At 70.6% G+C, this 14695-nt stretch carries 10 protein-coding genes and 1 tRNA gene; 6 read left to right on the plus strand and 5 right to left on the minus strand.

Features of this window, described 5'->3' with window-relative positions; translation table 11 throughout:
* Positions 1-93: 93 nt before the first annotated feature.
* From gltB to gtfA, 4 genes are all read left to right on the plus strand, one after another.
* Positions 94-4626 (plus strand): glutamate synthase large subunit, encoded by a 4533-nt coding sequence (gene gltB, locus AOM03_RS01665; RefSeq protein WP_062377639.1) that lies wholly within the window; start codon positions 94-96, stop codon positions 4624-4626.
* Positions 4619-6085 carry a glutamate synthase subunit beta gene (locus tag AOM03_RS01670; RefSeq protein ID WP_062377641.1) on the plus strand — a complete coding sequence of 489 codons (1467 nt, stop codon included), beginning with the start codon at positions 4619-4621 and terminating at the stop codon, positions 6083-6085. The genes gltB and AOM03_RS01670 overlap by 8 nt, the downstream gene beginning before the upstream one ends.
* A gap of 18 nt (positions 6086-6103) precedes the next feature.
* Positions 6104-7522 carry a pyruvate kinase gene (gene pyk / locus AOM03_RS01675; protein ID WP_062377643.1) on the plus strand — a complete coding sequence of 473 codons (1419 nt, stop codon included), beginning with the start codon at positions 6104-6106 and terminating at the stop codon, positions 7520-7522.
* Between the two features lie 178 nt (positions 7523-7700).
* Entirely contained in the window at positions 7701-9188 is a 1488-nt protein-coding gene (gtfA, locus tag AOM03_RS01680) for a sucrose phosphorylase (RefSeq protein ID WP_062377645.1), read from the plus strand.
* A gap of 12 nt (positions 9189-9200) precedes the next feature.
* On the opposite strand, the gene AOM03_RS01685 is transcribed toward gtfA, so the two are convergent.
* A complete protein-coding gene (locus AOM03_RS01685; protein ID WP_227589845.1) occupies positions 9201-9647 on the minus strand; it encodes a methylglyoxal synthase in 447 nt (148 codons plus the stop codon).
* A gap of 20 nt (positions 9648-9667) precedes the next feature.
* Positions 9668-9741, minus strand: a tRNA-Leu gene (locus AOM03_RS01690).
* A 23-nt stretch (positions 9742-9764) separates the two neighbouring features.
* Between AOM03_RS01690 and AOM03_RS01695 the strand changes: the two genes are divergently transcribed.
* On the plus strand, positions 9765-10391 hold the full coding sequence (locus tag AOM03_RS01695) for an ANTAR domain-containing response regulator (RefSeq protein WP_062377649.1): 627 nt from the start codon (positions 9765-9767) through the stop codon (positions 10389-10391).
* Positions 10392-10566: 175 nt separating this feature from the next.
* Entirely contained in the window at positions 10567-11838 is a 1272-nt protein-coding gene (locus AOM03_RS01700; protein WP_062377651.1) for an ABC transporter substrate-binding protein, read from the plus strand.
* Between the two features lie 296 nt (positions 11839-12134).
* Here AOM03_RS01700 and AOM03_RS01705 read toward each other — a convergent pair whose 3' ends face one another.
* The 3 genes from AOM03_RS01705 to AOM03_RS01715 are packed head-to-tail and all read right to left on the minus strand — an operon-like array spanning position 12135 to position 14693.
* Positions 12135-12884 (minus strand): ABC transporter ATP-binding protein, encoded by a 750-nt coding sequence (locus AOM03_RS01705; RefSeq protein WP_062377653.1) that lies wholly within the window; start codon positions 12882-12884, stop codon positions 12135-12137.
* A complete protein-coding gene (locus AOM03_RS01710; RefSeq protein ID WP_062377655.1) occupies positions 12881-13726 on the minus strand; it encodes an ABC transporter ATP-binding protein in 846 nt (281 codons plus the stop codon). The genes AOM03_RS01705 and AOM03_RS01710 overlap by 4 nt, the downstream gene beginning before the upstream one ends.
* Entirely contained in the window at positions 13719-14693 is a 975-nt protein-coding gene (locus tag AOM03_RS01715) for a branched-chain amino acid ABC transporter permease (RefSeq protein ID WP_062377663.1), read from the minus strand. The genes AOM03_RS01710 and AOM03_RS01715 overlap by 8 nt, the downstream gene beginning before the upstream one ends.
* Between the last annotated feature and the right edge of the window lie 2 nt (positions 14694-14695).

Genomic DNA, 14695 nt, shown 5'->3' on the forward strand with positions numbered 1-14695 from the left:
GAGCGGGCACGGTAGGCTGAACATCCGTGTGAACATGGGTCGACGGCGCCCCGAAACCAACAGGTCCCGCGAGGGACGGCGAAGGACGGTGTGATGGTCGCGCATCTTGGCGCTCCCGAGGCCCACGGCCTCTACAACCCGGCGTACGAGCACGACGCCTGCGGCGTGGCCTTCGTGGCGACGCTGCGCGGGACGCCGGGGCGGGACATCGTCGAGGCGGGCCTCACCGCTCTCAAGAACCTCGAGCACCGCGGCGCCGTGGGTGCCGAGACGGAGACCGGCGACGGCGCGGGCATCCTCACGCAGGTGCCCGACCGCTTCCTGCGCGGCGCCGTCGACTTCGACCTGCCGGCGGCGGGGGAGTATGCGGTGGGCATCGCCTTCCTCACTCCCGGCACCGAGCGCGCCGAGACCGCGGCGTTCGAGCGCGCGGCCCAGATCGAGGGCGTCCGGGTGGTCGGCTGGCGCGACGTGCCCGTCGTGCCGGATCCGCTGGGACCGAGCGCGCGCGCGGCGATGCCCGTGTTCCGCCAGGTGTTCGTCTCCGCAGACGGGCTCGCCGGCATCGACCTGGACCGCCGCGTCTATCGCGTGCGCAAGCGCGCGGAGGCCGCGGGCGGCCCGTTCTTCGCCTCGCTGTCCGCGCGGACGCTCACCTACAAGGGCATGCTCACCACGTACCAGCTCGAGCAGGTCTTCCCCGACCTGACCCACCCGGACTTCGAGTCCGAGCTGGCGCTGGTCCACTCGCGCTTCTCCACCAACACCTTCCCGTCGTGGCCGCTCGCGCAGCCGCTGCGCGGCATCGCCCACAACGGCGAGATCAACACGGTGCAGGGCAACCGCAACTGGATGGCCGCGCGCGAGGGCACGCTGCAGTCGGACCTGCTGGGCGACATGGCGCCGCTCATGCCCGTGTGCACCCCGTCGGCCTCCGACACCGCGTCCTTCGACGAGGTGCTCGAGCTGCTGCACCTGGGCGGCCGGTCCATCGAGCACGCGGTGCTCATGATGATCCCCGAGGCGTGGCAGAACAACGCCGACATGGACCCCGCCAAGCGGGCGTTCTACGAGTACCACTCGTCGCTCATGGAGCCGTGGGACGGTCCTGCCGCCCTGCACTTCACCGACGGCACGGTCATCGGCGCGACCCTCGACCGCAACGGTCTGCGCCCGGGCCGCTTCTGGGTCACCTCCGACGGCCTGGTCGTGTGCGGCTCCGAGGCGGGCCTGCTCGACCTCGACCCGGCCACCGTGGTGCGCAAGGGCCGCCTCCAGCCGGGACGCATGCTCCTGGTCGACACGGGCGCCGGACGCATCGTCGAGGACGAGGAGATCAAGGCGCGCCTGGCCGCGCAGCGCCCGTACGAGCAGTGGGTGGAGGATCACGCGGTCCGCCTGTCCCAGGTCCCCGACCGCGAGCACGTGGTCCACTCGGCCCGCTCCGTCCAGCGCCGTCAGCGCGCCTTCGGCTACACCGAGGAGGAGCTCAAGATCCTGCTCGCGCCGATGGCGAAGACCGGCATCGAGCCCATCGGCGCGATGGGCTCGGACACCCCCATCGCGGTGCTGTCGAAGCGGCCGCGGCTCATGTTCGACTACTTCGTGCAGATGTTCGCGCAGGTGACCAACCCGCCGCTGGACTCGATCCGCGAGGAGATCGTCACCGCGGTGGGCGGCGCGCTGGGCCCCGAGCCCAACCTGCTGGCCGCCACCCCCGAGCACGCGCGCAAGATCATCATCGACTTCCCGGTGATCGACAACGACGAGCTCGCCAAGATCCTCCACATCGACCAGGACCCGAAGCGCCGGGGCGTGTTCTCCTCGCGCAAGATCCGGGGCCTGTACCCCGTGCGCGGGGGAGCGGACGCCCTCGACGCGCGCCTCGCGGAGATCTTCCGAGAGGTCGACGAGGCCATCGAGGACGGCGTGTCCTTCCTGGTGCTGTCCGACCGCGACTCGAACCCGGACCTCGCGCCCATCCCGTCGCTGCTGCTCACGTCGGCCGTGCACCACTACCTGGTGCGCACCCACCGCCGCACGCAGCTGTCCATGGTGGTCGAGGCCGGCGACGTGCGCGAGGTGCACCACGTCGCGCTGCTCATCGGCTACGGCGTGGGCGCGGTCAACCCCTACCTCGCCATGGAGACCGTCGAGGACCTCGCCGCGCGCGGCTACCTGGGCGACGTCACCGGCCCGCAGGCCACGCGCAACCTCATCAAGGCGCTCGGCAAGGGCGTCCTCAAGATCATGTCCAAGATGGGCATCTCCACCATGGCCTCCTACCGGGGCGCCCAGGTGTTCGAGGCGATCGGGCTGTCGCGCGAGCTGGTGGACCTCCACTTCAACGGCACCCCCAGCCAGATCGACGGCGTGGGCCTGGACGTGATCGCCAAGGAGGTGGCGCTGCGCCACGCCGACGCGTACCCCGCCTCGGGAGAGCTGCCGCCGCACCAGCGCCTGCGCACCGGCGGCGAGTACCAGTGGCGCCGCGACGGCGAGGAGCACCTGTTCGACCCGGAGACGGTCTTCAAGCTCCAGCACGCGACCCGCACCCGCCAGTACGACGTGTTCCGCCAGTACACCGACCGCGTGGACGACCAGTCGCGTCGGCTCATGACCCTGCGCGGGCTGCTCGAGTTCCGCTCCGACCGCGAGCCGGTCGACATCGACGAGGTCGAGCCCGTCAGCGAGATCGTCACGCGCTTCAACACCGGCGCGATGTCCTACGGCTCCATCTCGCAGGAGGCGCACGAGACGCTCGCCGTCGCGATGAACCGCCTGGGCGCCCGCTCCAACACCGGCGAAGGCGGCGAGTCCGTCGACCGCCTCTACGACCCCGAGCGGCGCAGCGCGATCAAGCAGATCGCGTCGGGCCGCTTCGGCGTCACGAGCGAGTACCTGGTCAACGCGGACGACATCCAGATCAAGCTCGCCCAGGGCGCCAAGCCCGGGGAGGGCGGCCAGCTGCCGGGCACCAAGGTGTATCCGTGGGTCGCGGAGACGCGTCACTCGACGCCGGGCGTGGGGCTCATCTCCCCGCCGCCGCACCACGACATCTACTCGATCGAGGACCTCAAGCAGCTCATCCACGACGCGAAGAACGCCAACCCCAAGGCGCGCATCCACACCAAGCTCGTATCCGAGGTGGGCGTGGGCACCATCGCCGCGGGCGTGGCCAAGTGCAAGTCCGACGTGGTGCTCATCTCCGGCCACGACGGCGGCACGGGCGCGAGCCCGCTCAACTCGCTCAAGCACGCCGGCGCGCCCTGGGAGATCGGCCTCGCCGACACCCAGCAGACCCTCGTGCTCAACGACCTGCGCGACCGCATCGTGGTCCAGGTCGACGGACAGATGAAGACCGGCCGCGACGTGGTCGTGGCCGCGCTGCTGGGCGCCGAGGAGTTCGGCTTCGCGACCGCGCCGCTCGTGGTCGAGGGCTGCATCATGATGCGCGTGTGCCACCTGGACACGTGCCCCGTGGGCGTGGCGACCCAGAACCCCGAGCTGCGGGAGCGCTTCTCCGGCAAGCCCGAGTTCGTCGTGACCTTCTTCGAGTTCATCGCGCAGCAGGTCCGCGAGCACCTCGCCGCCCTGGGCTTCCGCTCGATCGCCGAGGCCGTGGGCCACGTCGAGGCGCTCGAGACCCGCGCCGCGATCGACCACTGGAAGGCTCAGGGGCTCGACCTCACGCCCGTGCTCGCCCGGCCCCGCGAGGGCGCCGCGCTGCTCAACTCGACCGGGCAGGACCACGGCCTCGAGCACGCGCTGGACAACGACCTCATCGCCGCCGCGGAGCCCGCGCTCGAGCGCGGCGAGCCCGTGACCATCGCCCGCGAGGTGCGCAACACCCACCGCACGGTGGGCACCATGCTCGGCTACGAGGTGACGCGTCGCTACCGTGGCGCGGGCCTGCCGGATGGCACGATCGACATCACGTTGACCGGATCCGCCGGGCAGTCGTTCGGCGCGTTCGTGCCCCGCGGCATCACGCTGCGCCTCGAGGGCGACGCGAACGACTACATCGCGAAGGGGCTGTCGGGCGGCCGCGTCGTCGTGCGCCCGCCCCGCGAGGCAGCCCTCGACGAGGAGCGCGACGTCATCGGCGGCAACGTGGTGGGCTACGGCGCCACCGGGGGAGAGATACTGCTGCGCGGCCAGGTGGGCGAGCGCTTCCTGGTGCGCAACTCGGGTGCGACCGCCGTCGCGGCGGGCGTGGGCGACCACGCGCTCGAGTACATGACCGGCGGCACCGCCGTGATCCTGGGCCGCACCGGGCGCAACCTGGGCGCCGGCATGTCCGGCGGCACCGCATACGTCCTGGACCTGAGGACGGAGCGCGTCAACGCGCAGGCGCTGGCCGCGGGCGAGCTCACCCTGGGCCCGCTCGACGCCGAGGACGAGGTGATCGTCCGGTCGCTGGTCGAGCGGTTCGAGGCGGAGACCGGATCGCCGGTCGCGCGCGAGTTGCTGGGCGACTGGGAGGCCTCGGCCGCCCGTTTCACCCGTGTCCTGCCCGCACAGTACGCCCGCGTCCGCGAGGCGCTGGCCGAGCTCGAGGCGAGGGGCGGCGACCTGCGCGCCCCAGGCGCCTGGGCCGAGTTCCTGGAGGTGACCGGTGGCTGACCCCCGTGGATTCCTGAAGGTTCGCGAGCGGGAGGTGCCGGCGTACCGCCCGGTGCCGGTCCGCCTGCGCGACTGGAAGGAGGTGAGGGACGAACTCGGACGCGACGAGGTGGTCCTCAAGCGCCAGGCCGGTCGCTGCATGGACTGCGGCATCCCGTTCTGCCACCAGGGCTGCCCGCTGGGCAACCTCATCCCCGAGTGGAACGACCTGATGTGGCGCGGCCAGGACGCCGACGCGCTCGACCGCCTCCACGCGACCAACAACTTCCCCGAGTTCACCGGACGGATCTGTCCCGCGCCCTGCGAGACCTCGTGCGTGCTCGGGATCAACCAGCCCGCCGTCACCATCAAGAACGTCGAGGTCGAGATCATCGACCGCGGCTTCGAGGCCGGCCGCGTCACCCCGCACATCGCGCAGCGCCACACCGGCCGCACCGTCGCGGTGGTCGGCTCCGGACCCGCCGGACTCGCCGCCGCCCAGCAGCTCACCCGCGCCGGCCACACCGTGGCCGTGTACGAGCGGTCCGACCGCATCGGCGGACTGCTGCGCTACGGCGTGCCCGACTTCAAGATGGAGAAGCACCACATCGACCGCCGCGTGGCGCAGATGGAGCGCGAGGGCACCCGCTTCCGCACCGGCATCGAGATCGGCAAGGACCTCACGTGGGAGGACCTGCGCGCCCGCTACGACGCCGTGCTCATCGCCACCGGCGCGCCGGTCGAGCGCGACCTGCCCATCCCCGGCCGCGACCTCGACGGCGTCCACTTCGCCATGTCCTACCTCGAGCAGGGCAACCGCGCCGCCGCCGGGGAGGACATCCCCGGCCAGCTCACGGCCGAGGGCAAGCACGTCATCGTGATCGGCGGCGGCGACACCGGCTCCGACTGCATCGGCACCGCGCTGCGCCAGGGCGCCGCCTCGGTGACCACGCTCGCGATCGGCAAGAAGCCGCCGGTCGACCGCCCCGGGAACCAGCCGTGGCCCACCGACCCCCGCGTGTTCGAGGTCTCCTCGAGCCACGAGGAGGGCGGCACCCGCGAGTACCTCGCCTCGACCGTCGAGTTCGTGGGCGACGAGTCCGGCCATGTGCGCTCCCTGCGCGTCGCCGTCACGCAGTACAACCCCGACGGCTCGCGCACCCCGACCCCCGGGACGGAGCGCGACATCCCCGCGGACCTGGTCCTCATCGCCATGGGATTCACTGGGCCCGAGGTCACGAGCCTCGCCGCACAATCCCAGGTAGCGTTGACGGCGCGCCGTCATATCGAGCGCACGGACGACTATGCGACTACCCACGACGGGGTGTTCGTGGCCGGCGACGCCGGCCGCGGAGCCTCGCTCGTCGTGTGGGCCATCGCGGAAGGCCGTGCGGCGGCGGCGGCCATAGATGAATACTTGTCGGGGAGCACCGAGCTTCCCGCACCCGTGACGGCGCATCAGGTTGCGCTGCGCGCCTAACCCCTTAGGTTGGAGAACATGCGAAACGCGAAGATTGTCTGCACGATCGGCCCGGCCACCGCGCCGCTGGAGCAGATGCGCAAGCTCGTCGGAGCGGGGATGGACGTCGCCCGCATCAACCGCAGCCACGGCTCGGAGGAGGAGCACGAGCAGGTCTACCGCAACGTGCGTCAGGCCGCCGAGGAGCTCGGCCGCAACGTCGCCGTCCTCGTCGACCTTCAGGGCCCCAAGATCCGCCTCGAGAAGTTCGTCAACGGCCCGCACGAGCTCGCCGTCGGTGACGTCTTCACCATCACGAACCGCGACGTCGAGGGCACCAAGGACATCTGCGGCACCACGTTCAAGGGCCTCCCGGGCGACTGCAAGCCCGGCGACATGCTGCTCATCGACGACGGCAAGGTCCGCCTCGAGGTCACCGACGTGACCGAGACCGACGTCACCACGCGCTGCGTCGTGCCCGGCAAGGTCTCCAACAACAAGGGCATCAACCTCCCCGGCGTCGCGGTCTCCGTGCCGGCGCTGTCGGAGAAGGACGAGTCGGACCTGCGCTGGGGCCTCAAGCTCGGCGCCGACTTCATCGCCCTGTCGTTCGTGCGCAACGCGAAGGACTACGAGGACGTCGCCCGCATCATGGCCGAGGAGGGCCGTTCGGTCCCGGTCATCGCCAAGGTCGAGAAGCCGCAGGCCGTCGACAACCTCGCCGAGATCGTCGACGCGTTCGACGGCGTCATGGTCGCCCGCGGCGACCTGGGCGTGGAGCTCCCGCTCGAGGAGGTGCCGCTGGTCCAGAAGCGCGCCATCGAGCTGTGCCGCTCGCAGGCCAAGCCGGTCATCGTCGCCACCCAGGTGCTCGAGTCGATGACCACCTCCCCGGTGCCCACCCGCGCCGAGACCTCGGACTGCGCGAACGCGATCCTGGACGGCACCGACGCGGTCATGCTCTCGGGCGAGACCTCGGTGGGCGACTTCCCGATCGTCACCGTCGAGACCATGGCGCGCATCGTCTCCAACACGGAGTCGAAGGGCTTCTCGCGCATCGCGCCGTACCTGTCGACCCCGCACACCCGCGGTGGCGCCGTCACGCACGCCGCGGCGGAGATCGCCCAGAACCTCGACATCAAGTACATCGTCACGTTCACCCAGTCGGGCGACTCGGCGCTGCGCATGTCGCGTCTGCGTCCGAACACCCCGATGCTCGCCTTCACCCCGAACGAGCACACCCAGAAGCGCCTCGCGCTGTCCTGGGGCATCCACGCGGAGCTCGTCGAGCGCGTCGACAGCACCGACGCGATGGTGAACCTGGTGGACTCGTTCCTCAAGGAGTCGGGTCGCGCGGTCGACGGCGAGTACGTCGTCGTCGTCTCCGGCACCCCGGTGGGCGTGCCCGGCACGACCAACTCGATCTTCGTCCACAAGGTGGGCCAGGTCCGCGGCTAAGCATCCGCACAGCCTCGAGGGGCCCGTCGGCGTTCGCGCCGGCGGGCCCCTTCGCCGTTTGCACGGCGACGATGCGCGCGGGACCGGGGCGGCGGCCCGGGCCCGGCGTGCGGGCCGCCTCCCGCGCGCGCTAGCCTTCTTGGCGAGGGCACGCCGAGGTGCCATTGAGGAGAGTGTCATGGTCCGCAACGGCGTCCAGCTCATCACCTACGCCGACCGGCTCGCCGGCGACCTCCCGGGCCTGCGTGCCCTCCTGACGGCCGAGCCCTGGGCCTCCGCCTTCACTGGCGTGCACGTCCTCCCGTTCTTCACCCCCTTCGACGGGGCCGATGCGGGGTTCGACCCGGTCGACCACACGCAGGTCGACCCTCGGCTGGGGACGTGGGGAGACCTGGGCGCGATCGCGGCGGACGGCGACGTCATGGTCGACATCATCGTCAACCATGTCTCGAGCGACTCGGCCGACTTCCGCGACTGGCTCGAGCGCGGCGCATCGTCCCCCGCCGACGGCATGTTCCTCACGCTGTCCTCGGTGTTCCCGGACGGCGCCACCGAGGCGGACCTCGCGGGCGTGTACCGCCCCCGGCCCGGGCTGCCGCTGTCGCCGTACACGGTGGCCGGGGAGAAGCGCCTGGTATGGACCACCTTCACGCCCCAGCAGATCGACATCGACGTCACGCACCCGCGGGCGCGCGCCTACCTCGAGGCGATCCTCGACGCGGTGGGGGGCGCCGGAGCGACCATGGTGCGGCTCGACGCCGTCGGCTACGCGGTCAAGACCCCGGGGACCACGAGCTTCATGACGCCGGAGACGTTCGCCTTCATCGACGAGTTCACCGGGCTCGCCCGCGCGCGCGGCGTCGAGGTGCTCGTCGAGGTGCACAGCTACTACCGCAGGCAGATCGAGATCGGCCGGTCCGTGGACCGGGTCTACGACTTCGCGCTGCCGCCGCTCATCCTCGACGCCCTCGCGACCGGGGACGGGGGAGCCCTCGCGGCGTGGCTCGAGGTGCGCCCCGCCAATGCCGTCACGGTGCTGGACACCCATGACGGCATCGGGGTCATCGACGTGGGCGCGGACCAGACCGCGCCGGACGCCCCGGGGCTGCTGCCTCCCGACCGGCTCGACGCGCTCGTGGAGCGCATCCACGAGGCCTCGGGCGACACCTCGCGGCTCGCCACCGGGGCCGCGGCCTCGAACCTGGATCTGTACCAGGTCAACTGCACGTTCTATGACGCGCTGGGTGCGGCGGACCACTCGTACCTCGCCGCCCGCGCGATCCAGTTCTTCACCCCCGGCATCCCGCAGGTGTACTACGTGGGCGCGCTGGCCGGCCGCAACGACCTGGAGCTGCTCAAGGCCACCGGCGTGGGCCGCGACATCAACCGGGCGTACTACACGCCGGGCGAGGTGGCCGCGGAGCTCGAGCGGCCCGTGGTGCGCGCGCTCATGGCGCTGTGCGCGTTCCGCTCGGGGCTGCCGGCGTTCGACGGCGAGTTCTCGTACTCGGTGTCCGGCACCACGCTGACCATGAAGTGGGTGGCGGCGCAGGCGAGCGCGACGCTCGTGGTCGCGCTCGACACGCACGCCGTGGTGCTGGAGTGGGAGCACGACGGCGCCGTGGGATGGACCAAGGACCTGCTGGAGGACCCGCCGGTGCTGTGAGGGCGGACCGACCTACTCGGGCGCGGTGAGCGCCTGCCAGTCGCGCGGCGCCTGGTCGGGCATGCGCCGTTCGTAGCCCGCCGCGAACAGCGGCGAGGAGATCACGTGGTCCGCCGTCGCGACGTTCGACGCGATGGTGATGTTCCACAGCGCGCCCAGGCGCAGGAGCGCCTTGACGTCGGGGTCGTGCGGCTGCGGCTCGAGCGGGTCCCAGAAGAAGATGAGCGTGTCGATGCGGCCCTCGGCGATCGCGGCGCCGATCTGCTGGTCGCCGCCCACCGGGCCGGACAGGAACCGGTGCACGTCGAGGTCGAGCGCGTCGGCCAGCATGGAGCCGGTCGTGCCGGTGGCGTAGAGACGATGCGGGGCGAGGCTGTCGCGGTTGAAGCGCGCCCACTCGAGGAGCTCGGCCTTCTTGTGGTCGTGGGCGACCAGCGCGATGTTCCTGGTGGTGGTCACGCGTGCCTCTTTCTGCATCGTGCCCCGAGAGGGATTTGAACCCTCACTGGGACGGGTTTGAGCCGTCTGCCTCTGCCAGTTGGGCTATCGGGGCTGGGCCCCACTAGGCTAGCGCCTGTGACAGACGCGAATGACGCTCCGGTGGAGCAGAACGAGACCAAGGCCACGAAGCAGCTGCGTGCGGTGGTCGCCGAGGACGAGGCCCTGATCCGCATGGACATCGTCGAAACGCTCCGTGAGGGCGGCTACGACGTGGTCGGCGAGGGAGCGAACGGCGAGGAGGGCGTGGCGCTCGCCAGCGAGCACAAGCCCGACGTCGTGGTGATGGACGTGAAGATGCCCGTCATGGACGGCATCACCGCGGCCGAGCAGATCGCGAAGGAGCGCCTCGCGCCCGTGGTCCTGCTGACCGCCTTCTCGCAGACCGAGCTGGTCGAGCGCGCCCGCGACGCCGGCGCCATGGCGTACGTCGTGAAGCCGTTCACGCCCGGCGACCTGCTGCCGGCCGTCGCGATCGCGAGCTCGCGCTTCCAGGAGATCCGTGCGCTCGAGTCGGAGATCGCGGACATCACCGAGCGCATGGAGACCCGCAAGAAGGTCGAGCGCGCCAAGGGTCTGCTCATGGAGAAGATGAAGCTCAACGAGCCCGAGTCGTTCCGCTGGATCCAGAAGACGTCGATGGATCGCCGCCTCACCATGCGCGAGGTCGCCGAGGCCGTCATCGAGCAGATGGGCGGAAAGTAGTCCAAAGTGCCATAAACCTCTCGACACGCTAGGACCTTGGTCACGAAATCGTGACAAGGGCGACGCTTTCGCGAAATGTGGCGTCGCTAGCGTGACCGCTAACGAACCCGGGGGAGGGCCTCGGGGATCGTCAAGCGAGACGGGTACCGGACCCGTCCCAGTGGGAGGAAACAACATGGCACGATGGAAGACCATCGCCCGCGGCGCAGCGTTCGCCGGGGTGGCCGCCCTGTCCCTGGCCGCGTGTGCGGGCTCTGAGAGCTCGGATGACGCGACCGACGGCGGCGACGCCGCGGGCGGCTCGGGTGACGGCCTCAAGATCGGAACGCTGCTGCCGCTGACCGGCTCGCTCGCGTTCCTGGGCCCGCCGGAGGTCGCCGGCGTCGACCTGGCTGTCCAGGAGATCAACGAGGCCGGAGGCGTCAACGGCGCCGACGTCGAGGTGATCCACAAGGACTCCTCCGACACCGACAACCCGCAGATCGCCTCGCAGTCGGTGTCCGACCTCATCTCGGACGGCGTCGGCGCGATCATCGGGGCGGCCTCGTCGTCCGTGTCGCTCAACGTGGTCGACGACATCGCCGCGGCGGGCGTCGTGCAGATCTCGCCCGCGAACACCTCGACGGCCCTGTCCGGGTACTCCGACTTCTACTTCCGCACCGCCCCGCCGGACACCGTCCAGGGCAGCGCGCTCGCCAACCTCATCCTCGACGACGGCATCGAGAACCTGGGCATCCTGCTCTTCGCCGACGACTACGCCACCTCGCTGCGCGACGTGGTCCAGGGCGTCGTGGAGGAGGCCGGCGGCACCATCACGTACGGCACCTCCGGCGACGAGTTCCAGACCGACGCGCAGAACTTCGAGTCGATCGTCCAGGACGTCCTGGCGACCAGCCCCGACGGCATCCTCATCATCGCGTTCGACCAGACCAAGGCCGTCATCCCGGCCCTGATCGGCGCCGGCTACCCCGCGGACCAGCTGTACCTCACGGACGGCAACACGGCGGACTACTCGGCCGACTTCGAGGAGGGCACCATGACCGGCGCCCAGGGCACCATCCCCGGCGCCAACCCCTCGGAGGACTTCGCGGCCCTGCTCGAGTCCGTCGCCGACGGCGGCTCGCTCGACTCGTTCGCCTACGGCGCCGAGTCCTACGACGCCACCATGCTCGCGGCCCTCGCGGCCGTGAAGGGCGGCGCCAACGACGGCCAGACCATCGCGGACAACATGGCGGCGGTCTCCGGCGCCACCGGCGGCACCGAGTGCACCGGCTTCGCGGACTGCCTCGAGCTGCTCGAATCCGGTGAGGAGATCTTCTACCAGTCGGTCTCCGGCGTCGGCCCGTTCAACGAGGACAACGACCCCTCGAGCGCCTACGTGGGCGTCTACGAGTACGGCGACGACAACGTCCAGACCTGGGTCAAGGAGGTCTTCGGCGAGGTCTGATCCTCTCACCGAGCCTTCCCGGCACGAGGCCCCCGGCGCGCTGCGCCGGGGGCCTCGTCGCGTCCGGGTGGGGCGTCGGCGCCGTTCCCCACCGCAGCGCAGTGCGCCCCGCCGAGAGCGCGCACCCTGCGCCCTCCCGGGCGCCACCGCATCGTCTCCACTGACCGGTCTCCACGCCCGCCCCGTCGTCCCGTGCCCGCGGCGCCCGCACACGCCGCATCGTCCCCACGCCGGACGCACCGAGGCCCCTGCATCCGGGGACGATGCAGGGGCCTCGTGAGCGGGCCGCGCGGGGTCTACGCCCCGAGGGTGCCCAGGTAGAGCTCGATGACCTTGGGGTCCTTGAGCAGCTCCTTGCCGGTGGCCGTGTAGGCGGAGGTGCCCTGGTCGAGCACGTAGCCGCGGTCGCAGATCTGCAGGCAGCGGCGGGCGTTCTGCTCGACCATGATCACGGTGACGCCGGTCTTGTTGATCTCGCGCGTGCGGACGAAGGTCTCGTCCTGGCGCGCGGGGGACAGGCCCGCGGAGGGCTCGTCGAGCAGCAGCACCTTCGGATCCATCATGAGCGCGCGGGCCATCGCGACCATCTGACGCTCACCGCCGGAGAGCGAGCCCGTGCGCTGGTGGCGGCGCTCGCCCAGGACGGGGAACAGCTCCACGATCTTGTCGAACTGCTCGTGGTACGACTTGTGGTGCTGGAAGGCCCCCATCTCGAGGTTCTCCATGATGGTGAGCGACGGGAACACGTTGTTCGTCTGCGGGACGAACCCCACGCCCATGCGCACCAGCTGGTCGGCGCGCCGGTTGGTGATGTCCTCGCCGCCCAGCGTCACGGACCCGGAGCGCACCGGCACCAGCCCGAACAGCGCCTTGAGGAAGGTCGACTTGCCCGCGCCGTTCGGGCCGATGATCCCGATGAGCTCGCCCTCGGCGACGCTCATCGAGCAGCCGTTGAGGATGTCGACGCCGGGGAGGTAGCCGGCGATCAGGTCGTCAGCGACGAGCACGGGTGCGGGCGCGCCCGCGGGCTCGGGGGCGGCGGTCATGCGGGTCCCTCCTCGGACAGGTCGGTGTCGTGGTGCACGCCCAGGTACGCGGCCTGCACCTCCTCGTTCTGCATCACGGTGGACGGCGGCCCCTCGGCGATGATGCGGCCCTCGGCCATCACCACCACCCAGTCGGAGATCCGTCGCACCATGTGCATGTCGTGCTCGACGAACAGGACGGTGACGCCCTCGTTCTTGAGCTCGACGATGTGATCGAGCAGCGACTCGGTCAGTGCCGGGTTGACGCCCGCCATGGGCTCGTCGAGCATCACCATCTCCGGCTCGGACATGAGCGCGCGCGCCATCTCGAGGAGCTTGCGCTGGCCGCCGGAGAGCGAACCCGCGTAGTCGTCCTTCTTCTCGTAGAGCTTGAAGCGCTTGAGCAGGACGTGCGCCTGCGCGGTGATCTCCTCCTCGCGCTGCGCCCACAGCTTGGGCACGAACGCCGCGAAGAAGTTCTCGCCGCGCTGCCTCGAGGCGCCCAGGCGCATGTTCTCGATGACCGTCATGCGGCTGAGCGCCTTGGTCAGCTGGAACGTGCGCACCTTGCCGGCGCGGGCGACGGCCGCGGGGGAGACGCCCTTGAGCGAGTGCCCGTTGAACAGCCACTCGCCGCTCTGCGGCTTGTCGAAGCCCGTGAGCAGGTTGAAGAACGTGGACTTGCCGGCGCCGTTGGGGCCGATCAGCGCCGTGATGGCACCGCGCTGAACCTCGAAGTGGTCGACCTCCACGGCGGTGAGTCCGCCGAAGTGACGATGCACGTTGTCGGCCGTGACGATCGGGTCCTTCTTGGGAGCGCCGGGCTCGTGCGGGACGTGTGCGAACGGGTCGGTGTCAGTCATTGAACGCCAGCTCCTTCTTGTCGCCGAGCACGCCCTGTGGTCTGAAGATCACCAGGCACATGAGCGTCACGCCCACGAGCGCCAGCGAGAACGGCTCGAGCTGCTGCGAGCTGAGCACGGTCGTGGGGATGAAGGCCGAGGCCAGCCCCTTGACCAGCACGAGCGAGCACCAGAACAGGATCGAGCCGAGCACCGGCCCGAACACGGTCGCGGCGCCTCCCAGCAGCAGCAGGGTCCACACCCAGAAGGTCGTGGGGCGGCCCATGGAGTCCGGTTGGACCGAGGCCCCCAGCGACCACACGATGCCGGCGAGCGCGCCGATCACGCCGCCGATGACGAGGGCCTGCATCTTGTACGAGTAGACGTTCTTGCCCAGCGAGCGCACGGCGTCCTCGTCCTCGCGGATGCCCTTGAGCACGCGGCCCCACGGCGACTTCGACAGGCGCCAGTAGAGCAGGACCATGAGTCCCACGAGCGTCCACCCGACCAGGACGAGCCACCACGACGTGGAGCGCGTGCCGTGGAAGGTGAACGGGCCGATGGTCACCATCGAGTCCGGGAACGGCGACAGCTCCTCGAACGAGCCCTTGAAGTCGTTGCCGCGGATGCCCGTCGAGGCGCCGGTGAGGTCGTTGAGGTTCTGGGAGCGTCCCAGGTAGCGGATCATCTCCGCGGCGGCGATGGTGACGATCGCGAGATAGTCGCCCCGGAGCTTCAGCGTGGGCCAGCCGAGGATCACGCCGAACACCGCCGCACAGGCGATCGCGACGATGATGCCGAGCCAGATGGGCCCGCCCTCGCGCACGGTGATGGCGTAGCCGTACATGCCCAGCAGCATGAAGCCGGCCTGGCCCATGTTGAGCAGCCCGGTGAGGCCGAAGTGGAAGTTGAGTCCGATGGCCGCGAGCGCGAAGGCCGCGGTCGTGGGCGCGATGGCCTCGCGCAGCAGGTCGAAGAGGAGATCCATGC

It is taken from the genome of Demequina pelophila, assembly GCF_000971175.1.
Lineage (GTDB): Bacteria > Actinomycetota > Actinomycetes > Actinomycetales > Demequinaceae > Demequina > Demequina pelophila.

What these genes read in the sequence shown, in the direction of transcription:
- gtfA (WP_062377645.1), top strand. Translation starts at nt 7,701, where the DNA reads ATGGTCCGCAACGGCGTCCAGCTCATCACCTACGCCGACCGGCTCGCC.
- AOM03_RS01705 (WP_062377653.1), bottom strand. Translation starts at nt 12,884, where the DNA reads ATGACCGCCGCCCCCGAGCCCGCGGGCGCGCCCGCACCCGTGCTCGTC.
- gltB (WP_062377639.1), top strand. Translation starts at nt 94, where the DNA reads ATGGTCGCGCATCTTGGCGCTCCCGAGGCCCACGGCCTCTACAACCCG.
- AOM03_RS01700 (WP_062377651.1), top strand. Translation starts at nt 10,567, where the DNA reads ATGGCACGATGGAAGACCATCGCCCGCGGCGCAGCGTTCGCCGGGGTG.
- AOM03_RS01715 (WP_062377663.1), bottom strand. Translation starts at nt 14,693, where the DNA reads ATGGATCTCCTCTTCGACCTGCTGCGCGAGGCCATCGCGCCCACGACC.
- AOM03_RS01710 (WP_062377655.1), bottom strand. Translation starts at nt 13,726, where the DNA reads ATGACTGACACCGACCCGTTCGCACACGTCCCGCACGAGCCCGGCGCT.
- pyk (WP_062377643.1), top strand. Translation starts at nt 6,104, where the DNA reads ATGCGAAACGCGAAGATTGTCTGCACGATCGGCCCGGCCACCGCGCCG.